Source organism: Bacillus sp. EB106-04-02-XG92 (assembly GCF_058791995.1).
In genome coordinates, this window is sequence record NZ_JBYTEA010000001.1 from 656,330 (window position 1) to 678,655 (window position 22,326).

At 37.7% G+C, this 22,326-nt stretch carries 19 protein-coding genes, 1 pseudogene and 1 other annotated feature; of the genes and pseudogenes, 4 read left to right on the plus strand and 16 right to left on the minus strand.

The window, feature by feature from the left end; all coding sequences use genetic code 11:
- Positions 1 to 17: 17 nt before the first annotated feature.
- Positions 18 to 1,304, plus strand: coding sequence for a replication-associated recombination protein A (locus AC3WVA_RS03490; RefSeq protein WP_098345257.1), 1,287 nt, complete (start codon positions 18 to 20; stop codon positions 1,302 to 1,304).
- A gap of 37 nt (positions 1,305 to 1,341) precedes the next feature.
- Positions 1,342 to 1,983: an RsfA family transcriptional regulator gene (locus tag AC3WVA_RS03495; protein ID WP_098345256.1), complete on the plus strand. Its 642-nt coding sequence runs from the start codon at positions 1,342 to 1,344 to the stop codon at positions 1,981 to 1,983.
- A gap of 442 nt (positions 1,984 to 2,425) precedes the next feature.
- Here the strand turns inward: AC3WVA_RS03495 and AC3WVA_RS03500 are convergent, their stop codons facing one another.
- From AC3WVA_RS03500 to AC3WVA_RS03560, 13 genes and pseudogenes are all read right to left on the minus strand, one after another.
- Positions 2,426 to 3,193 (minus strand): tRNA threonylcarbamoyladenosine dehydratase, encoded by a 768-nt coding sequence (locus AC3WVA_RS03500; RefSeq protein WP_048531362.1) that lies wholly within the window; start codon positions 3,191 to 3,193, stop codon positions 2,426 to 2,428.
- A gap of 501 nt (positions 3,194 to 3,694) precedes the next feature.
- Positions 3,695 to 5,470, minus strand: coding sequence for an aspartate--tRNA ligase (aspS, locus tag AC3WVA_RS03505; protein ID WP_098345255.1), 1,776 nt, complete (start codon positions 5,468 to 5,470; stop codon positions 3,695 to 3,697).
- A 12-nt stretch (positions 5,471 to 5,482) separates the two neighbouring features.
- On the minus strand, positions 5,483 to 6,754 hold the full coding sequence (gene hisS, locus AC3WVA_RS03510; RefSeq protein ID WP_000027087.1) for a histidine--tRNA ligase: 1,272 nt from the start codon (positions 6,752 to 6,754) through the stop codon (positions 5,483 to 5,485).
- A 69-nt stretch (positions 6,755 to 6,823) separates the two neighbouring features.
- Positions 6,824 to 7,054 (minus strand) — a binding site (T-box leader).
- A 54-nt stretch (positions 7,055 to 7,108) separates the two neighbouring features.
- The gene (locus AC3WVA_RS03515) at positions 7,109 to 7,285 is read right to left on the minus strand and encodes a hypothetical protein (RefSeq protein ID WP_098452440.1); all 177 of its coding nucleotides are present in this window, start codon (positions 7,283 to 7,285) and stop codon (positions 7,109 to 7,111) included.
- Positions 7,286 to 7,370: 85 nt separating this feature from the next.
- Positions 7,371 to 7,562 carry a hypothetical protein gene (locus AC3WVA_RS03520; protein WP_048531370.1) on the minus strand — a complete coding sequence of 64 codons (192 nt, stop codon included), beginning with the start codon at positions 7,560 to 7,562 and terminating at the stop codon, positions 7,371 to 7,373.
- A gap of 78 nt (positions 7,563 to 7,640) precedes the next feature.
- Positions 7,641 to 7,969 (minus strand): annotated as a pseudogene (locus tag AC3WVA_RS03525) (DUF2568 domain-containing protein).
- A 266-nt stretch (positions 7,970 to 8,235) separates the two neighbouring features.
- On the minus strand, positions 8,236 to 8,676 hold the full coding sequence (locus tag AC3WVA_RS03530; protein ID WP_071757225.1) for a D-tyrosyl-tRNA(Tyr) deacylase: 441 nt from the start codon (positions 8,674 to 8,676) through the stop codon (positions 8,236 to 8,238).
- Between the two features lie 17 nt (positions 8,677 to 8,693).
- On the minus strand, positions 8,694 to 10,877 hold the full coding sequence (gene relA / locus AC3WVA_RS03535; RefSeq protein ID WP_001262809.1) for a GTP diphosphokinase: 2,184 nt from the start codon (positions 10,875 to 10,877) through the stop codon (positions 8,694 to 8,696).
- 210 nt (positions 10,878 to 11,087) lie between these two features.
- Positions 11,088 to 11,600: an adenine phosphoribosyltransferase gene (locus AC3WVA_RS03540; protein ID WP_000346214.1), complete on the minus strand. Its 513-nt coding sequence runs from the start codon at positions 11,598 to 11,600 to the stop codon at positions 11,088 to 11,090.
- Between the two features lie 47 nt (positions 11,601 to 11,647).
- Positions 11,648 to 13,987 (minus strand): single-stranded-DNA-specific exonuclease RecJ, encoded by a 2,340-nt coding sequence (gene recJ / locus AC3WVA_RS03545; RefSeq protein ID WP_492321782.1) that lies wholly within the window; start codon positions 13,985 to 13,987, stop codon positions 11,648 to 11,650.
- Between the two features lie 101 nt (positions 13,988 to 14,088).
- The gene (locus AC3WVA_RS03550; protein ID WP_098345253.1) at positions 14,089 to 14,982 is read right to left on the minus strand and encodes a cation diffusion facilitator family transporter; all 894 of its coding nucleotides are present in this window, start codon (positions 14,980 to 14,982) and stop codon (positions 14,089 to 14,091) included.
- Positions 14,983 to 15,135: 153 nt separating this feature from the next.
- The gene (gene secDF, locus AC3WVA_RS03555) at positions 15,136 to 17,400 is read right to left on the minus strand and encodes a protein translocase subunit SecDF (RefSeq protein WP_078417872.1); all 2,265 of its coding nucleotides are present in this window, start codon (positions 17,398 to 17,400) and stop codon (positions 15,136 to 15,138) included.
- 270 nt (positions 17,401 to 17,670) lie between these two features.
- Entirely contained in the window at positions 17,671 to 17,955 is a 285-nt protein-coding gene (locus tag AC3WVA_RS03560; RefSeq protein WP_048531380.1) for a post-transcriptional regulator, read from the minus strand.
- A 172-nt stretch (positions 17,956 to 18,127) separates the two neighbouring features.
- Here AC3WVA_RS03560 and spoVB point away from each other — a divergent pair, with 172 nt between their 5' ends.
- On the plus strand, positions 18,128 to 19,687 hold the full coding sequence (spoVB, locus tag AC3WVA_RS03565; RefSeq protein WP_048531383.1) for a stage V sporulation protein B: 1,560 nt from the start codon (positions 18,128 to 18,130) through the stop codon (positions 19,685 to 19,687).
- Positions 19,688 to 19,716: 29 nt separating this feature from the next.
- On the opposite strand, the gene AC3WVA_RS03570 is transcribed toward spoVB, so the two are convergent.
- Positions 19,717 to 20,364, minus strand: a complete 648-nt coding sequence (locus tag AC3WVA_RS03570; RefSeq protein ID WP_048531385.1) for a DUF421 domain-containing protein — start codon at positions 20,362 to 20,364, stop codon at positions 19,717 to 19,719.
- A 103-nt stretch (positions 20,365 to 20,467) separates the two neighbouring features.
- Here AC3WVA_RS03570 and AC3WVA_RS03575 point away from each other — a divergent pair, with 103 nt between their 5' ends.
- The gene (locus tag AC3WVA_RS03575; RefSeq protein ID WP_098519954.1) at positions 20,468 to 20,851 is read left to right on the plus strand and encodes a TIGR04086 family membrane protein; all 384 of its coding nucleotides are present in this window, start codon (positions 20,468 to 20,470) and stop codon (positions 20,849 to 20,851) included.
- Positions 20,852 to 20,887: 36 nt separating this feature from the next.
- On the opposite strand, the gene yajC is transcribed toward AC3WVA_RS03575, so the two are convergent.
- Together yajC and tgt are read right to left on the minus strand one after the other, a co-directional pair.
- Positions 20,888 to 21,148, minus strand: a complete 261-nt coding sequence (gene yajC, locus AC3WVA_RS03580) for a preprotein translocase subunit YajC (protein ID WP_048531388.1) — start codon at positions 21,146 to 21,148, stop codon at positions 20,888 to 20,890.
- A 27-nt stretch (positions 21,149 to 21,175) separates the two neighbouring features.
- Complete coding sequence (gene tgt, locus AC3WVA_RS03585) at positions 21,176 to 22,315, minus strand: tRNA guanosine(34) transglycosylase Tgt (RefSeq protein ID WP_000125362.1); 1,140 nt, start codon at positions 22,313 to 22,315, stop codon at positions 21,176 to 21,178.
- Positions 22,316 to 22,326 lie beyond the last annotated feature (11 nt).

Genomic DNA, 22,326 nt, shown 5'->3' on the forward strand with positions numbered 1-22,326 from the left:
TAAGGGAGACGGTAAAAATGAAACAACCACTCGCACATCGAATGCGCCCTACAAATATTCAAGAAATTATCGGACAACAACATTTAGTTGGTGAAGGAAAGATTTTATGGCGAATGGTCCAAGCAAATCATTTTCAATCTATGATTTTATACGGTCCTCCAGGTACTGGGAAAACATCCATTGCGAGCGCAATTGCAGGAAGTACCGGAACCCCTTTTCGCTTATTAAATGCTGTTACTCATAATAAAAAAGATATGGAAGTTGTCGTACAAGAAGCAAAGATGCATCGACACCTCGTTTTAATTTTAGATGAAGTACACCGTCTAGATAAAGCAAAACAGGATTTTCTATTACCTCATTTAGAAAGCGGACTTCTTACCTTAATTGGGGCAACGACGAGTAATCCGTTCCATGCTATTAATTCTGCTATTCGAAGTCGTTGTCAAATCTTCGAGTTACACGCATTAACAGAAGATGATCTTTTAATCGGCTTAAAACGAGCACTTGAAGATAAAGAAAAAGGTCTTGGAGAGTATGATGTAACCGTTACGCCTGAAGCATTACATCACTTCGCAAATGCATCAGGCGGAGATATGCGTTCCGCTTATAACGCACTTGAACTAGCTGTTTTATCCAGCTTTACAACGGATGACAAAGCTGCGGAAATTACGCTAGAAATTGCAGAAGAATGCTTGCAAAAAAAGAGCTTCGTTCATGACAAGGGTGGAGATGCTCATTATGACGTATTATCGGCATTTCAAAAATCAGTGCGCGGAAGTGATGTAAATGCAGCACTTCATTATTTAGCACGCCTTATTGAAGCTGGTGATTTACAAAGCATTGGTAGACGTCTTCTTATTATGGCATATGAAGATATCGGACTTGCTAGCCCGCAAGCCGGACCGCGTACGCTAGCAGCTATAGAATCCGCTGAACGAGTTGGGTTCCCAGAGGCACGCATACCACTTGCAAATGCTGTTATCGAGCTGTGCCTATCACCAAAATCAAACTCAGCTTATAAAGCACTTGATGCTGCATTACACGATTTACGTAACGGTCAAACAGGCGACATCCCAAGTCATTTAAAAGATAGTCATTACAAAGGCGCAGAATCACTTGGAAGAGGCATTGGATACTTATACCCACACGATCAACCAAATGGTTGGGTAGAACAACAATACTTGCCTGATAAAATAAAAAACAAACAATATTATAAACCGAAGACGACAGGAAAATTTGAGCAAGCACTTTCTACTGTATATGAAAGATTACAAAGTTCGAATAAAACGAAAAATAAAGGGTAACATAAGCGAAAACGTCACCATTACGGAGGCTTCGCTTATGAAAACACGTCAAGATGCATGGACAAAAGAAGACGATCTCCTTTTAGCAGAAACTGTTTTACGACATATTCGCAGCGGCAGTACACAAATAAAAGCATTCGATGAAGTCGGCGATGCATTAAACCGTACTTCAGCCGCTTGCGGATTTAGATGGAATGCTGAAGTAAGGCCGAATTACGAAGATGCGGTACAACTTGCAAAAAAACAACGTAAAGAATTAAAGCGTTCTGAAGCAAAAATAGAAAAAGAGCATTTCACGAAAACGAAACAACTCGTAATCGATGCCGAGTTTTCAGAACATATTATGCCAAACCAGCAGGATCTTACAATGCAAAATGTGATCTCGTTTTTGCAAAACTTAGAGCACAATAACCCTTCACTCGCAAAGTTACAAACTGAAAATGAAGTATTACAAGCTCAGCTCACGACTTTGAAAAAGACGAATCATGAACTGGAAGCAAAATTAGCGGTACTCTCAAAAAAACAACAAGCAATCGAAGAAGATTATGCAATGCTCGTTAGAATTATGGACCGCGCTCGAAAACTCGTTTCAGTTGAAGAACAAGAAGAACAGATCGCTCCAATTTTCAAAACAGATCAAAACGGAAATTTAGATATTATATATTCTGCAGAGAATTAAAAAAGGGATGTCACTTTTTTGACTGAGTGGCATCCTTTTTTTATTCGTTAATGAGTATATTGGTACATGAAATTATATCGACGATTCGACAAGGAATATCGATTTACCGACAAAAATTGACGAAATATCCATCCCTGCCATACAAGGGAAATATCGATACTAATTAGATATTTTTTACTAAAATGTTATTATAAACATATACCTTTAAAGGGAGCTGGTTACTATTTCTTTAATAGTCTTCAAAATAACACTCGGTGTTCTCGTCCTAACTTTAGCTCTTTTCACCATTAACAGTTTAAAAAAGACGTCCGCCTATACATCAGATAAATATGATCATTACTTACTAGCATTGCTTACATTTGAACTAGTAGTAATGCAAATGTCCCTATTTCTTTAATGCATATAGAAAAGCATATATCCGAAATGGATATATGCTTTTCTTTTATTCTTGCCCTACACGTTTCACTTCTACGTTTTTAATGCGTTCACGTACAACGTGACTTGCCATAATTAAGCCTGCCACAGATGGTACGAATGCGTTTGATGAAGGTGGTAATTTCGCTTTACGAATTTTTGCATTTTCGTCTGGTACGATTTCTTTACGTACTTCTTCACGAATTACGATTGGGTTTTCGTCAGAGAAGACAACTTTTACACCTTTTTTAATACCCTCTTTACGAAGTTTCGTACGAATTACTTTCGCAATTGGATCTGTATGTGTTTTAGAGATGTCTGCAATACGGAAACGAGTTGGGTCCATTTTATTTGCTGCACCCATGCTTGAGATAATTTTAATTTTGCGACGTAAACATTGTTTAATTAAATGGATTTTGAACGTAATCGTATCAGATGCATCCACTACGAAGTCTAAACCGTGTTTAAAGAACTCTTCATATGTTTCATCTGTATAAAACATTTCTAGTCCAATTACTTCACAATCTGGGTTAATGTCTGCGATACGCTCTTTCATTAATTCTACTTTTGAACGTCCTACAGTAGATACTAAAGCGTGAATTTGACGGTTTACGTTTGTAATATCGACAACGTCTTTATCAACTAATACGAGACGTCCTACGCCAGAACGCGCTAGCGCTTCAGCCGAAAAAGAACCTACGCCGCCAATTCCTAAAATACCGACTGTACTATTTTTTAATATTTCAAGTCCTTCTTTACCGAAGGCTAATTCATTACGTGAAAATTGATGTAACATTCAGCTCTACACTCCTATTACAAAAATGGTCTACCATGTATTCTAGCGTTTTTCCGACTATTTGTATAGAAAAAGTTATAGAATTCCTAAAAATACATATTTCGAAAATGAAGACATAGTGTAAACCGACTTTTATTTCTTCCTATATACACGTTTAAAAAGGAGGATTTAGAGAACCAAGCAGCTCGAGGCACGTATGCTAGGAAGAGCGCAGTGTAGCGGTACTACTCGAGCACCGGACTGGCATACGTAACGATGAGATGCGACAGTTATCTAAACCGGACTTTTTAAACAACCCTTTCAATATACGTTTAAAAGGAGGATTTAGAGAACCGAGCAGCTCGAGGCACGTATGCTAGGAGGAGCGCAGTGTAGCATTACTACTCGAGCACCGGACTAGCATACGTAACGATGAGATGCGACAGTTATCTAAACCGGACTTTTAAACTTCCTCTCAAAAAAAGCCTAGATGGTATTAGTATAACCATCTAGACCCTATTCTTACTTCTCTTCTTTTAAGCTTAATTTTAAGTTTAACTCTTCAAGCTGTGCTTCTGCAACTGGGCTTGGAGCTTCTGTTAATAAGCAGCTTGCGCTTGCTGTTTTCGGGAATGCAATTGTGTCGCGAAGGTTCGTACGTCCTGCAAGTAACATAACAAGACGGTCTAAACCTAATGCGATACCGCCGTGTGGTGGCGTACCGTATTCGAATGCTTCTAATAAGAATCCGAATTGCTCTTGCGCTTCTTCTTGTGAGAATCCAAGTGCTTTGAACATCTTTTCTTGTACGTCACGCTCGTAAATACGAAGTGATCCACCACCAAGCTCATAACCGTTTAATACAAGGTCATATGCTTGTGCACGTGCTTTTTCTGGTGCTGTTTCTAATAACTCAACGTCTTCACGGAATGGCATTGTGAATGGGTGGTGAGCTGCGAAGTAACGATCTGCATCTTCATCGTACTCAAGAAGTGGCCAATCCGTTACCCATAGGAAGTTAAATTTACTTTCGTCAATTAACTCAAGCTCTTTACCTAGACGTAAACGAAGTGCGCCTAAGCTATCTGCAACAACGCTCTTCTTATCTGCTACAAATAGTAATAAGTCGCCAGCAGCAGCGTCTAATGTAGTCATTAACGCGTTTGCATCTTCTTCACCGAAGAATTTCGCGATTGGTCCTTTTAGGCCATCTTCTTCCACTTTAAGCCAAGCTAAACCTTTTGCACCGTATACTTTTACGAATTCAGTTAATGCATCGATATCTTTACGAGAGTATTTGCTCGCAGCACCTTTTGCATTAATTGCTTTTACTTGTCCGCCGCTCTCTACAGCACTTGTAAACACTTTAAAACCACAACCTGCTGCAAACTCAGATAAGTCTGTTAGTTCCATTTCAAAGCGTGTATCTGGCTTATCAGAACCGTAGCGAGCCATTGCATCAGCATATTTCATACGAGGGAATGGTGCACTCACTTCTACACCTTTTGCATCCTTCATAACTTTCGTCATCATGCGCTCCATCATATCTAAAATTTCATCTTGTGTTAAGAATGAAGCTTCGATATCGATTTGCGTGAATTCAGGTTGACGGTCTGCACGTAAATCTTCGTCACGGAAACAGCGTGCTACTTGATAGTAACGCTCAAATCCGCCGACCATAAGAAGCTGTTTAAATAATTGCGGAGACTGTGGTAACGCATAGAATTCACCGTCATGTACACGACTTGGTACTAAATAATCACGAGCTCCTTCTGGTGTGCTCTTCGTTAAAATTGGTGTTTCCACTTCTAAGAACTCTTCTGTGTCTAAGAAGTTACGAATTGTTTTTGTTACGTCGTGACGCATTTTGAATGTGTTAAACATTACAGGACGGCGTAAGTCTAAATAACGATATTTTAAACGCACATCTTCTGATGCATCTGTATCATCAGCAATAATGATTGGCGTTGTTTTCGCTGCATTTAATACATTTACTTTCGTTGCTTGTACTTCAATACGACCAGTTGCCATATTATCATTAATCGCACCTTCACCACGCTCAACAACTGTACCTTCTACGTGTAACACGTATTCGCTACGAATTGTTTCTGCTACTTCTAGTGCTTCTTTTGATGTTTCTGGGTTAAATACAACTTGTACGATACCTGTACGGTCACGTAAGTCGATAAAGATTAATCCACCTAAATCACGGCGTTTTTGTACCCAACCTTTTAATTGAACTGTTTGTCCAACTGCTTCTACTGTTACTTTTCCACATGCATGTGTTCTTTCAGCCACTGTAAGTTCCCCCTATATTAATTTCTCTGCTACATATGAAGCAAATACATCTAATGCTACTTCTTCTTGTTCGCCTGTTGCCATATCTTTTAAGTTAATGATACCTTTATCTAGCTCATCTTCTCCTAATACAGCTACAAATTTCGCTTTTAGACGATCTGCTGATTTAAATTGCGCCTTCATTTTGCGGTCTAAATAATCTTTTTCAACTGATAATCCAGCTTTACGAAGATCAAACGCAACTTTTGCAGCATGGTCTTTCGCTTTCTCGCCAAGCGCTACAACATAACAATCAATGCTATGTTCAATTGGTAATTCAATGTTTTCAGCTTTTAGCGCCATAATTAAACGTTCGATACTCATCGCAAAACCGATACCTGGCATTTCTGGTCCACCGATTTCTTGTACAAGTCCGTTATAACGGCCACCACCGCTTAATGTAGTGATCGCACCGAAACCTTCTGCCTCACTCATAATTTCAAATACAGTGTGTTGGTAGTAGTCTAAACCACGTACTAAGTTCGGATCTTTTTCAAATGGAACATCCATCATCGTTAATAGTTCTTGAACTTTTTCGTAGTATACTGCTGAGTCTTCGTTTAAGTATTCTGTAATAGATGGTGCTGTTCCCATTAATTCATGGTTACGGTCCTTCTTACAATCTAAAATACGAAGAGGGTTCTTTTCTAAACGAGATTGACAGTCAGAACAGAACTCGCCGATACGTGGCTCAAAGTGTGCGATTAACGCATCACGGTGTGCTTGACGGCTCGCCGCATCACCTAAGCTGTTTAATACAACTTTAATATTTTTTAAGCCCATACCACGGTAAAACTCTACAGCAAGTGCAATTACTTCTGCATCAATTGCAGGATCGTTACTACCGATTGCTTCAATACCGAATTGTACGAATTGACGATAGCGACCTGCTTGTGGTCTTTCGTAACGGAACATTTGACCGATATAGTATAATTTCGTTGGTTGTGTTGCATCACCGAACATTTTGTTTTCAACGTAAGAACGTACAACAGGTGCAGTACCTTCTGGACGTAATGTTAAACTACGCTCTCCACGGTCTTGGAATGAGTACATTTCTTTTTGTACGATATCTGTCGTATCACCAACACCACGTAAAAATAGCTCAGTGTGTTCAAAAATTGGTGTACGAATTTCTTTATAATTGTAACGACGGCAAATTTCGCGTGCTTGCCCTTCGATATACTGCCATAACTCAACAGTGCCTGGAAGAATATCTTGCGTTCCGCGTGGAATTTGAATAGACATATTCAGTTCCTCCTCAAATTGTTTTAATCTTAATAAAAATAAAAAAACTCCCGCCTCTACTGTTTGAACAGTAGGGACGAGAGTATTATACCCGTGGTGCCACCCTAATTGAAGCACGTATGCTTCCACTTTTTTAATAACGCTTAAATGTGCGTTCATCCCTACTAAGCGTATATGCCGTTCAAGTTGAAACCTCTAGAGTGTCATTCAATCAGTCATCATGTAGAAATGTTTTCAGCCTAAGACATTTCTTCTCTTTCCATGTGTGTCTCATTTACTCTTCTCTATCAACGGTTATATTCATATGTAAATATAAAATTACTATACGTTTGTTCAGTAGGATTGTCAAGTGCTCTAAGAGCGTTCAATCCGCTTCTTTAGACGCTTTACATCTTGAAGAGAAATCCCAAACTCAGAAGCAAGCTCCATTGAAGTATTGTTTTGCTCTTTCGAAATAAAATCATGAAAATTCACGTTAAATAATTGGTTTGCACCATTTGTAACAGAATGCCCTTTTTCATTCATACGCATACGTATATCCCTCACATTCAATATGGATGTTTTACTTTTTATTGTTCCATATTGATTAGAGAGTTATACGTATAAACAAATAACGTTATTCCATACCACTCTTATATAAGTAATTAGCTCTTTGAATCATAAAGAATGTTACAACCATCGCTGCCATTACAAATACTACCCAAGTGCCGTAACTTAACACTGCGAAAGTAACTCCTAATGCGTGTAAAAAAATTGCTAGACTAAACCGCAATGAAAATTTCAAATCTTTAAAGATTGACCAATTCATATACTATCTCCCCTTATCACACATACACCCGAATTTTTTACCATTTTTTTCATTATACTATATAATTAATGACCTGAGCTATTGATTCCAAACAAACATTAACATTCATTCACAACAATAATGTTAGCCAATCCATTCGCCAGCATAGGATGCTTCAAATAATACAACGCTGCAAACTTGATAATTTCTAACAATATATGAAATATACCTTTTACTTCCCATTTTGCATGCGAAGCTCCAAATAGCCCCCAAAAATGACAACAACAACAACAACAATTGGAATAATAATAGCAATTATACTTTCTATAGCAGTTGTGGTTCCTACTCAAAACCCCCTAGTATCCAACAATCCTAAGAATACATAGCCCTAGCATAAAACATAAAGCTATATTAAATTCTTGAAGCATGCTACATTTTCCTTTCCTTTTATTCCCTTCAAATTAACCCTACGATAAAGTGAAACGTCAATCATTGGGATTTTGTCCATCCACCACTCATTATTAGCCTCACCAATCGGGCTTTTACGGGTTCCCGCCTCCCAACCTAACTCCCTCACAGTTGCCGAATTTTAAGCTAGGAATCTTACTGCCCACAAATAGAGGGATAAATGAACAAAACATACAACAATGTATGAAAAAGAGAGGATGATATCATCCTCTCTTCTTAAGCAACACTATTTACTTTCCACAATTAAGGTCACCGGACCATCATTGATTAAAGAAACATCCATCATTGCTCCGAACTTCCCTGTTTCTACATGCAATCCTTGCTTACGTACTTCCTCATTAAAGAAATCATATAAACGCTCTGCATAGTCAGGTTTGGCAGCATCCATAAAGTTTGGACGTCTTCCCTTACGGCAATCTCCGTATAATGTGAATTGCGAAATTGATAGAACTTGTCCTGCTACATCAAGTACAGAATGATTCATCTTTCCGCTCTCATCTTCAAAAATACGTAAGTTCGCAATTTTTTCTGCAATGTAAGTTGCATCTTTTTCTGTATCTTCATGAGTAATGCCAACTAGTAATGTTAAACCGAACGGAATTTGTCCTACGATCTCACCGTCTACTGTGACAGACGCTTCTTTTGATCGTTGTAAAACAACTCTCATCTTTTCTACACTCCCTATTAATGCATCATGCGTCGTACTGCATAAATTTCTGGAACACGTTTAATGCGTTCTACTACTTTTTTCAAGTGTTGTAAGTTACGAATAGAGATTGACATATTAATTGTCGCCATCTTATTACGGTCACTTCTACCAGAAACTGCCGAAATGTACGTTTTCGTCTCTGTAACAGCTTGTAGCACTTCATTTAATAAACCACGGCGATCGTAACCTGAAATTTCAATATCAACGTTATACTCAATTTCTTTTTCAGGGCTACCTTCCCACTCTACTTCTAATAAACGTTCTATAGCTTCTTCTGTATGAACATTTACACAATCACGGCGGTGAATCGATACACCTCGGCCTTTCGTAATATACCCAACGATATCATCACCTGGTACTGGGTTACAGCATTTTGATAAACGAATTAATAAATTATCCGCACCACTTACTTTAACGCCAGAGTCCCATTTTCGAATTTTCATCGGTTTACGAACTTCTTTAACTTCAACAATTTCTTCTTCTTCACGTTGCTTACGGAACTTGTCCGTTAGTCGCGTAACAATTTGTGATGCAGTAATGCCATTATATCCAACTGCTGCAAACATATCTTCTTCATTTGCAAAATTGAATTTTTCAGCAACACGTTTTAAATTGTCAGGAGCTAACACTTCTTTCATCTCATACTCTAGGCTACGCACTTCTTTCTCAACAAGTTCACGGCCTTTTTCAATATTTTCATCTCTACGTTGCTTCTTAAAGAATTGACGTATTTTGTTTTTCGCATGAGATGTTTGAGCAAGCTTCACCCAGTCTTGACTTGGTCCATACGAATGTTTCGATGTTAAAATTTCAATGATGTCACCTGTTTTTAATTTATAATCAAGTGTCACCATTTTCCCGTTTACTTTTGCACCAATTGTTTTATTTCCAATCTCTGAATGCACGCGATATGCAAAGTCAATCGGAACAGATCCAAGTGGCAATTCCATTACATCGCCTTTCGGTGTAAAGACGAATACCATGTCAGAGAATAAATCAATCTTTAATGACTCCATAAACTCTTCTGCATTAGAAGCTTCATTTTGCCATTCTAATATTTGACGGAACCATGTAAGTTTCTTCTCTAATGTACCCGTTGTTTCTGCTGTTTTTCCTTCTTTATACGCCCAGTGTGCCGCGATCCCAAATTCTGCAATCTCATGCATTTCTTTCGTACGAATTTGTACTTCAAGCGGATCACCTTTTGGCCCAATTACAGTCGTATGAAGAGATTGATATAGGTTTGCCTTTGGCATTGCTATATAATCTTTAAAACGCCCTGGCATCGGCTTCCAGCACGTATGAATAATTCCAAGTACCGCATAACAATCTTTAATACTATTTACAACGACACGTACAGCTAATAAATCGTAAATTTCATTGAACTGTTTATTTTGCAGTGCCATTTTACGATAAATACTGTAAATATGTTTTGGTCTTCCAGAAATTTCAGGTTGAATTGCAACTTCGTCTAATTTCTCACGAATACCAGTCATTACTTCGTCTAAATACTCTTCACGTTCTGCACGTTTACGCTTCATTAAATTTACAATACGATAATATTGCTGTGGATTTAAGTAGCGAAGTGACGTATCCTCTAGCTCCCATTTAATAGTACTAATTCCGAGTCTATGCGCTAAAGGTGCAAAGATTTCTAACGTTTCATTCGCAATGCGACGCTGCTTCTCTTGAGGCAAATGTTTCAATGTACGCATGTTATGAAGACGGTCAGCTAGTTTAATTAAAATAACTCGAATATCTTGAGCCATTGCAATAAACATTTTGCGATGGTTTTCTGCTTGTTGTTGCTCATGAGATTTATATTTAATCTTTCCGAGCTTTGTCACACCATCAACAAGCATAGCAATTTCTTTGTTAAATTCCCGTTCAATATCTTCTAATGTAATCTCTGTATCTTCTACTACATCATGTAAGAAACCTGCCGATACTGTAGCTGGATCCATGTGTAAATCAACTAAAATACCTGCAACTTGAATTGGATGAATAATGTATGGTTCACCCGATTTTCTGTATTGTTCGCTATGTGCATCGCGTGCATATTCATAGGCACGTGCTACTAGCTCAATATCTTCATCCACTAAATATTGACTTGCTTTCTCGAGTACCTGTTCAGCTGTTAGTACCTGCTCATTTGCCATCGAATCACCTTTTATTGAAAATTGACTTTATCTTTAATTAAATAGAATAAATTATATTCTATCATTATAACCCAATGATTGTGAATTGTGAAAAGGAAAAGATTTTACTGACATTTCACTATAATTTTTTGTTCAATTATACAAAAGTACCCGCTCCTCTCCAAGAGATTCACGGGTACTTTTTATCACCGTAGTTTTACTATATAGTGATTAGTATTTTTCTAATACTAATACATCGTAACCATCTAACATTTTACGACCATCTAAGTAAGTAAGTTCTACTAAGAATGCAATTCCTGCTACAACTCCGCCTAGCTCTTCAACTAACTTAATTGTCGCTTCAATTGTTCCGCCTGTAGCTAATAAGTCATCTGTAATTAATACGCGTTGACCTGGCTTAATTGCATCTTTATGGATTGTTAAAACATCTTTACCATATTCTTTACCGTAGTCAACTGTAATTACTTCACGTGGTAATTTTCCTAATTTACGAACTGGAGCAAATCCTACTTCTAACGCATAAGAAACTGGGCAACCGATAATGAAACCACGAGCTTCTGGTCCTACTACAAGATCGATGTCTCTCTCTTTTGCATACTCAACGATTGCATCTGTTGCTGCTTTGTATGCTTTACCGTCGTTCATTAACGGTGTAATGTCTTTAAACACAATACCTTCTTTTGGATAATCCGGTACAATTGCGATATGTTGCTTGAAATCCATATTTCTGAATCCTCCTCAGATCTAAAAGGTTTGTAAATACAAATCCTTTACCCTAACTGTTCTACTTCTTTATGATTACGAATCGTTTCAAACCATGTATATAGTTGCTGATATGTGCTATAAACCAATTCTTTTTCTAATTGTAAGTGGTTCATTTTCTCACGATATGTGTTCGATTCAATTAAATCACGCTTTTGTTTTTTGTCTGCCATAAAAATGACGCCATCTTTTATTGTAACAAATTCTAACTCAAAAAACACCTGTGTCATGAAATTTACTGTATCTTTTGACCAACCTTTATGTTGACATAGTTGCGCACCATATTGTCTTAAAGAAAATGGTGCTTTTTGGCTCAAGAACGAATAGTACCATTTAAAGTGTTCTCTCGTTGGAACAGTACTAAATAAATGATTATTCTCTTGGTAAAATAGTGTATAAATTCGCGATGGGAACCCAACTTTAAATAGCTCCCGTAATTCATCTGTTCCTTTTGGTAAATCAAGGAACACGACGTATTGTTCATCTAACTCAGTTACTTCTGATGCATGCATCATATGCTCTTTATAGTCTTCTAAAGAAAATTTATTCAATACCTCTTCAGAAAAATACACCATCTTTACTTTTTCTTTCGAAAGTTCTGCTACATTCGCTTCTACGTTACGCATACTACGCCAATCAAATAATTGCCATGCCTCTACAGCAATATCTTGTACCATTAATTGCGGCTTCTTAAAATTATTCCATTCATTGATAGATGCTTCCCCTATTACAGATACCTTTGCAACTGGAGAAATTTCTTTCGCATACGCACCAAAACCAAATCCGATTGTATCCAGTGTTGCTTGTCCATCACGAAGAGCCATTTTCAAATGAGAACCGTCGGATCCGATTGCTCGAATACTTTCTAGTTCTGCATCCTTAACCGCAATACGTGGTTTTGGATTTCCAACACCAAATGGCGCTAACTTTTGCATATCTTCTATTGCTGCAAGTGTTACATCCTCCACCTTACAAAAGACATCAACTGATGTAATCGGAATAAAATCTTCTTCCGTTAAAATTGTATCTGCTTGTTCATTTAAGCGGCGGCGTAATTCATCTACATCATTCATATGTAGCGTCATTCCCGCTGCCATCGGATGCCCTCCGAAGTGTGGCAATAACTCTCTACAATCTGACAAGTTTGCAAACAAATCAAATCCCGCAATACTACGTGCTGAACCTTTTGCCGTTTCCTTGACAGGATCAATGCTTAATACAATCGTCGGACGATAAAAACGTTCAACTAATTTAGAAGCGACAATTCCAATTACACCTGGATTCCATCCTTCTTTTGCAAGCACTAATACTTTATTGTCTTCTGGCGGGAAATTATTTTCCACTTCAGCGATAGCTTCTTCTGTAATTTGCTTTACAATATCTTTTCGTAATTTGTTCAACTCATCAATTTCTTCAGCCAGCTCTTTCGCTTCTTCTGGATCCTCTGATAATAAAAGATGTACAGCCGGTGTAGCATCTTCTAAACGTCCAACAGCATTAATACGAGGTGCGATTGAGAAACCAATACTCTCTTCGGTAATTTCACTTTGCGAAACGTTAGCAACTTTAAATAGCGCCTTTAGTCCGATATTTTTCGTCATGCGCATATGTTTTAAACCGCGCTTCACTAGCAATCTATTCTCACCATGAAGTGATACTAAATCAGCCACTGTACCAATTACTGCAATTTCTAATAAATGTTCTGGTACACGGCCCAGTAGTGCATGCGCAACTTTAAACGCAACACCAACGCCCGCTAAATAGTGAAACGGATACACACCGCCATCTAATTTCGGGTGAATAATCGCAAGTGCTTCTGGCAATTCTGGTGGCGGCTCATGGTGATCTGTAATAATTAGATCTATCCCCAGTTCCTTCGCTACTTTCGCTTCATGTACAGCTGCGATACCAGTATCGACAGTAATAATGAGTGAGAATCCTGCGCTATGTGCCCAACGAAATGCGTCTTCGTTTGGTCCATATCCTTCTGTAAAACGGTTTGGAATATAAAATTCTACATCTGCACCTAATTCTTGCAAGGCAAGATATAACACAGTCGTACTACTTACTCCGTCCGCATCGTAGTCACCAAATATTAATATTTGCTCTCCATTTTGAATCGCCTTATTTACACGTTCTACCGTTCTATCCATTCCTTCTAATAAAAATGGATCATGAAATTCTTGATTTTCTGTATTTAAAAAATCTAAAATTTTATCTTCTGTATCTAGTCCTCTACCGAGGAATAACGAAACGACAAGTGGTGATAATTGTAATTTACTTGCTAATTCACTCACTCGCTCGCCATTATATTCTTTTTCTTTCCAACGCGTCTTCGGTTGTAACACGAAATCACCCCTTAACCTGTTCATTATACAAGACAGATTAAGGGGTGACAATATCATGCAAACTACGATGCAATATCTATATACTAAAATGTTAATAATATTTAATTTGGAGAATACGGATTTATATGTACAAACACATTTTGTACGTTATCTTGTTTCATAAGCGTTTCTTTCACATGCTTTCCAATGCGGTGCCCTTCTTCTACAGTAATGTATGGATCTACAGAAACTTTAATATCAACAATAACGTAATGACCATGCTCCCTTGCATATAAAGAACCAATTTTTTTCACACCATCGATTTGAAGTACGGCTTCTCTAAGAGGAACAACATCTTCCTCATGCAGAACATGATCAAGCGTTGCATGAATTGCTTCTGCCCCAATACTCCACGCCATTTTTGCTACAAGAAGTGAAACAAATAATCCTGCAATTGGATCGGCATATACAAGCCAATCTAACCCGAACTTGCCACCGATAATCGCTGCACAAATACCGATTAAAGCTGCAATTGAAGAAAATACATCCGAACGGTGCTCATATGCATTTGCAATAATTGCATCACTATTTACCTTCTTCCCTAATCGGAATTTATATTGAAACATTCCTTCTTTCACGATAATCGAAAGAACAACAGCAAAAATCGTAATTCCTTTCGGTGGTTCTAATTCTTGCGAAAAAGCTTTTATAGACGAAATCGCTATCTCGATCCCTACAATAAATAACAATACTGCAACAATAATCGCTGAAATCGATTCCGCTTTACCATGACCATACGGATGATCTTCATCGGGCGGCTGCTTTGCTGCTCGCAATCCAAACAGTACAGCTAGTGAACCAATTACATCTGACGCAGAATGCACCGCATCCGCTAATAGCGCTTTACTGTTCCCAATATAACCAATTACTGCCTTTACAATCGCTAATATAATATTACCAACGATCCCGACAATAGCACCGAACTCGGCCTGTTTAAAACGTTCATCTTTTTCCATAATTAAAATCCCTTCTTTTCTTAACCTATCTTTTTATTGTAACAAAAACAGCGATAACATCACCACTTTCTTCCATTTTCACTTTTAAAAGTTGCTACCTTATTGTATCCACAAACGAAAAAAGAGATGCCTCATAAAGAGACATCATCTTTTTTATACTTGCGGTTCAGATTCTACTTTCTCAACCTTCTTCTTGTTTTTGGCTTTTTTCAAACGACGGTTTTCAAGCATTAACCAAATTTGAGAAGCAACGAAAACAGAAGAGTACGTACCTACAACTAATCCAACAAGTAATGCAAACGAGAAGTTACGTAGTGACTCACTACCGAAGATAAGTAACGCAATTACCGGGAACAACACTGTTAATACGGTGTTAATCGAACGACCAAGTGTTTGACGAATACTTGCATTTACGATTTCTTCTAAGTCTTTTATATCGCGAACTCGTTTTTTCTGTTTGTATAATTCACGGTTTCTATCAAATGTAACAATAGAGTCATTAATAGAATAACCGATGATTGTTAATACCGCAGCGATAAACGTTAAGTCTACCTCTAATTGGAAAATACTAAATATAACAATCATAACAAATGCATCATGTAATAATGCAAGTACTGCAGATAATGCGTACGTAAATCGGAATCGAATACTTACGTATAAAATGATAACCGCAGAAGCGATTAATACAGCGATAAACGCATTTCGTGCAATTTCTTTACCGATTGTCGGTGAAACTGTACTTACGTTTGGATCTGTACCATATTTGTCGTGGAAGAATGTTTTTGTTTTCGCAATTTCATCTTTTGATAGAACACCTAATGTACGAACTGCGAATCCTTTATTGTCATCTCCAGTCGGTACAATGTTTTCTTCCTTCACATCAATGTTCAATTCTTTAAAATCTTTATGAACATCCGACACAGTCACTGCTTGTTTTGATTGCAAGTCGATACGTGTACCACTTGCAAAGTCAATACCAAGATTCAATTTGAAAATTGGCAAGATAATTGCGCCTGCAATTACAACTACAATCGAGAAAACAAGGAATTTATGACCGATATTTACGAAGTTAATACGATCAAATCTTGTCGGTGGATGTACTACACCTTTTGTTAACGGAATAATATCCTTTTGTTTCACACCAAAGTATCCTGGTTTTTTATCGAAGTAACGGCTCTTTACTAGTAATCCCAGTAAGAAACGAGTACCGAATACGTTCGTAATGAAACCGACTAAAATACTTACAATTAAACTTGTTGCGAATCCTTTTACAGAGCTATTACCATAAACGAATAACACACCAGCTGCTGCAAGTGTTGTAATGTTCGCATCTAAAATCGTTGCTAATGAACGATGGTTACCAGCGCGGAATGCTGACATCATTGACTTACCAATTTTCAGCTCTTCTTTCAGTCTCTCGTACGTAATAATATTCGCATCAACTGCGATACCTACCCCGAGCACTAACGCCGCAATACCTGGCAGCGTAAGAACTGCATGCATCCAGTTAAAGACAAGTAATGTAACGAAAATGTATAGACCTAACATAATAACCGCTACAAGTCCTGGTAAACGGTAGAATACAAGCATAAATAAGAAAATAAGAGCGATACCAATCGCACTAGCGAAAATCGTTTGCTCTAACGCTTGTTGACCAAACTTCGCTCCAACAGATGTTGAATACATTTCTTTTAAATCAACAGGAAGTGCACCTGCATTTAATAAAGATGAAAGTTGTTTCGCACTTTCAACTGTGAAGTTTCCACCTACGATAGATACTTCAGCTTGGTTAAACACTTGGCTTACTGTTGCTGCTGATAAGAACTTCGGATTTGGTTTTGCAGATTCTGCTTTGTATGAATCTTTTCCTTCTTCAAAATCAAGCCAAATTACCATTAAATTCGTTGGTGGTGGCATTTTTGAAATTTTTTCAGTTACTTCACGGAATTTTTCAGCGCTTTTTAGTGTAAGACCAACGCTCGCACGGCCTTGCTCATCAAATGTTTGCTTCGCTCCACCGCCTTTTAAATCCGTTCCGTCCATAAGAAGGTTGTCATCTACATCACGGAATGTTAATTTCGCTTGTGTTGATAACATTTCACGTGCTTTTTGCTGATCTTGTACACCAGCAAGCTGTACGCGAATGCGGTCTTGCCCTTCAATTTGAATGTTCGGCTCACTTACACCGAGAACATTGACACGATTTTCAAGAGCACCTACTGTACTTACAAGTGCCTCTCGGTCAATTTTATCACCTTTTTTGGCTGGTTTTACTTCATACAGAATTTCAAAACCACCGCGAAGGTCTAGTCCTAGACTAATTCCTTTTGCTATGTCTTTTCCTGCCGCACCAATTACTCCACCGATCAATAATACGATGAGGAAAAAGGCGGCAATTCTCGTACCACGCTTTGCCATATGTACCCTCTTTCTGCTACTAACACTTTAAATAAATCTCTTACGATTCACTTTTACACGTTTGCATACGCCTAGTTAGTAGACTTCCTTTCTATAATTTTGCTAGTTCATCACTAGCTGTGTCGATATAGTTTTCACAATACCTACACTTTCATCATTTATTTTCTCTCTTCACTACCCCCTTTATATATGATCTTAGACATAATTATTTCCTCATTATCAATACCTATCATTATACTGCAAAAGGAAGAACAAACCAATTGCAGGCGGTTATTTATTTTCATATTCATCAAACGACCAAAGTGGCGCTTGATATGCTTCAACAGTTAAATACGTCATATATTCATTAGCACTTACTGTTAATACATCATTAACTAATTCATATAATCTAACGTCACTGTCTATCTTCTTCCACTTTTTCGTTTTAAGAAACTTCCAAATGTCATCATCTGTTACTCGATCATAACCGAACATGTGGAACTCTTCTACTTTACTTTCTAAAACGACTTGTAACTGTCCGCGGTATGATTCTACCAAAGCCTCTTTTTCTAACATACATAACATCTCCTTCTGATTTCAGCACGAAAAGTCGCTTTTAATCCCGCTCTAATGGACAGCAATAACTACTTTCAAGAGCACTCTCTTAAATGCTTGTCATTCTTGTCTCATACGTGCATATAAATTATTGTAAATCATTCCACTGATTTTGAGAAGGTAGGAGAAGACCATGACGAGACAAAGCTTTTTAAAAGGCGCATTTATTTTAATGATAGCCGGCTTTATTACCAAAATCCTTGGATTTATTAACCGGATTGTAATGGCACGTATTTTAGGGGAAGAAGGCGTTGGCCTTTATATGATGGCCGTTCCTACATTCATTCTAGCAATTACATTAACACAAATCGGCCTTCCTGTCGCAATCGCAAAATTTGTAGCAGAAGCGGAAGCTGTGAACGATAAACAAAGAGTTAAAAAAATATTAACAGTTTCATTAGCTGTTACATCTGTTATTAGTATCATTTTAACAATCGGAATTATGCTTCTCACACCTATTTTAGCAAAAACATTATTAACTGATGAACGAACATACTATCCATTAATGGCAATTTTGCCTGTCGTTCCTGTTATTGCTGTTTCTTCTGTTTTACGCGGTTATTTCCAAGGGAAACAAAATATGAAACCTAGCGCTTACGCCCAAGTTATAGAGCAAGTTGTCCGCATTACAATTATCGCTATATGCATTCAATTATTTTTACCATATGGCGTAGAATATGCTGCAGCTGGCGCTATGTTATCAGCCGTTCTCGGTGAAGTTGCATCGTTATTATTTTTACTCACTTTATTCCAGCGCGAAAAGCATTTATCTATACGCTCTGGATTTTTCACTACTGTAAAGGAAAGCAAGGGGACATTTTATTCTCTTATGGATATTGCACTTCCAACTACAGGAAGTCGATTAATCGGTTCCGTTTCCTATTTTTTTGAACCTATCGTCGTTATGCAAAGCTTAGCGATTGCCGGCGTTGCTGCCTCCGTCGCAACCCAGCAATACGGTATATTAAACGGGTATGCCTTCCCACTTCTTTCACTGCCAGCCTTTATTACATACGCTCTTTCTACAGCACTCGTTCCATCTATTAGTGAAGCAATGGCCAAAAGACAGCATAAATTAGTAGAACACCGCTTGCAACAAGCTCTGCGCATCTCATTAATTACTGGTGGCTGGTCAGTTGTTATATTATACGTATTTGCTTCTCCTGTTTTAACTCTTATGTATGGATCAGACAGTGCAACAGCATTCATCCAGCTTCTTGCACCTTGCTTTTTATTTCATTACTTTCAAAGTCCACTTACCTCTGTTTTACAAGCTTTAAACTTAGCACGTGCGGCGATGATGAATACATTTATTGGCGCAATCGTAAAATTAATCGTTATTTTCGTACTAGCTTCAAGACCAGAGTTTCAAATGATGGGAGTTGCACTCGCTATCGCTGCAAATATAGTAACCGTAACATTTCTTCATTACGCTACTGTTTTAAAGAAAATTACATTTACCATTTACGCAAAAGACTACATTTTCGGCGGACTTGCCATCGGTATTGCAGGCTCCTTCGGTTTTTACCTTCATAAGTATATGATTTTTTCTCATTCACTTGGCATACAAACATTATGGGAAATCACTTTAACAACACTCGTTTATATTGTGCTCCTCTTCACTTTCAAGCTCATTCGAAAAGAAGAGTTAAGTCGGCTCCCTATCATTCGAAAACTTTCATTTTTGAAGTAAACAGGCTTACTATTTCATATAGTAAGCTTCTAGTTTTCTTTCAAATCAACAAAGAATTGTCCATTTTGAAAACTGCAATATAGAATTTGCGCGATATCGTTATAACCTAAGTTTTTTAATTTCCCAATAAGCCATTCATCTGTATGTTCAATCATTTGTAAATGACTCGATTGAATTTCTCCATCGATAATAAGAGGAAGAGTAAACTGCAATGCATCCTGTTCACCTTTTTGTTTTTGAAAAACAGATAACTTACCAGATGGTTCTAAAATAGCATATTCTACATCCCTAATATCTCCGACTCCCTGCTCCCTTAATTGCATCATTAAATCATCTATATTATATCGCTGGTTTCTCATCTTTTTTTCATCAATTTTTCCAGCATTAATAATAATCGCTGGTTCTCCTTCTATCAAATGTCGAAATCGTTGAAACTTTAATGAAATGACTGACAAAATGATTTGTATACACATAAGGAAGGTCATCGGAACTAATTGATGCCAAAGTGATTTGTCGGTATTTTCAATTGCTACTACGGCCATTTCACCGAGCATAATAAATACGACTAAATCTAATACACTTAATTCTCCTATCTCACGTTTACCCATAAAACGAAAGATAATTAAAATGATAATATACAAAAGCATCGTCCGGCCAATTACCGATATCCATTCCATTTCTACATCTCCTTTTTTACATATAGGCTCCCCTTTATAAAAGAAACTAGTCTAACTTAGGAAAAAGGAAAATATGCTTGTATTAAAAAGGGGGAATGTATAAATGGATGGAACGAAAAAATTATCAACTGCAATTGGCTTCGGTATCGTTACCCTATTAATTCTCGCAACAATTACTAGCATGATTATGGCTCTTTTATTAAAGTTTACAAATATGAATGAAGGCACATTAGCTGTTACTATTTTTATACTAGCTCTTTTATCTATGCTTATATCCGGATTTACTGCTGGTAAAAAAGCACAAGGAAAAGGTTGGCTAGTAGGCTTCACTACAGGACTTACATTCACCGTACTTGTTTTTCTAGTTAACTATTTAGGCTTCTCTCAAACTTTATCGAACTCACAGTTAATTTACCAATTAGCCTTAATGGGTGCGAGTACACTCGGTGGTATTTTCGGTGTAAATATGTCCAAACAAAACAACTAAAAAAGGCCCTGCACATTTCATGCAGGGCCTTCCTCATTAGTTTTTCACAACTTCACGAATCGCATTGCGATCGAAAGTTAAGTGTGAACCACCAGATTTAATAACGATTTTCGTATCATCTACTGATTCGATTGTACCGTGTAAACCACCGATTGTTACGATAGCATCACCTTTTGCTAACTCACTTTGCATTTGAGCAACTGCTTTTTGACGTTTTTGTTGCGGGCGAATTAATAAGAAATAGAAAATCGCAAACATCGCAACGATCATAACGATATTCATCATACCTGGATTCATCTTTTGTTCCTCCTTTTAAATTATGTATTAGAAGTTTTTAGCATTCGGTTTATTAAAGCCATACTGTTCAAAGAACTCTTCGCGGAAATCGCCAAGACGGTCTTCACGAATAGCTTGTCTCACCTGCTCCATTAAGTTTAACAGAAAATGAAGGTTGTGATAAGACGTTAAACGAATTCCGAACGTTTCATCACATTTCATTAAGTGACGAATGTACGCACGAGAATAATTTTTACATGTATAGCAATCACAATTTGGATCAAGCGGACCGAAGTCTCTTGCGAATTTCGCATTTTTCACAACAAGGCGACCTTCACTTGTCATACATGTACCGTTTCGAGCGATACGAGTTGGAAGTACGCAGTCAAACATATCAATACCACGAATTGCACCATCGATTAATGAGTCAGGAGAACCTACTCCCATTAAGTAACGCGGCTTATTATCTGGAAGAAGTGGTGTTGTAAACTCAAGTACACGATTCATAATATCTTTCGGCTCACCTACAGATAAACCACCTACAGCGTAACCAGGGAAGTCCATTGAAACAAGATCCTTTGCACTTTGACGACGAAGCTCTTCGAACTCTCCGCCTTGTACAATACCGAATAAACCTTGGTCTTGTGGACGTTCATGCGCTTTTAAACAACGTTCTGCCCAGCGGCTTGTACGTTCTACAGATTTCTTCATATATTCAAAAGTAGCCGGGAATGGCGGACACTCATCAAATGCCATCATAATATCTGAACCTAATGCATTTTGAATTTCCATCGCTTTTTCTGGTGATAAGAATAATTTATCTCCATTTAAGTGGTTACGGAAGTGAACGCCTTCCTCTTCAATACGACGGAAGTCACTTAAACTGAATACTTGGAAACCACCAGAGTCCGTTAAGATTGCACGATCCCAGTTCATAAATTTATGCAAACCGCCTGCTTCACGAATGATTTCGTGACCTGGACGTAACCATAAATGATACGTATTACTTAAAATGATGCCAGAATCCATTGCTTTTAATTCTTCTGGTGACATTGTCTTAACTGTTGCAAGTGTACCAACTGGCATAAATGTCGGTGTATCAAATGAACCGTGCGGCGTATGTACACGTCCTAAACGCGCACCCGTTTGTTTACAAGTTTTAATAAATTCATAACGAATTGCTGTCATAATTTACTCCT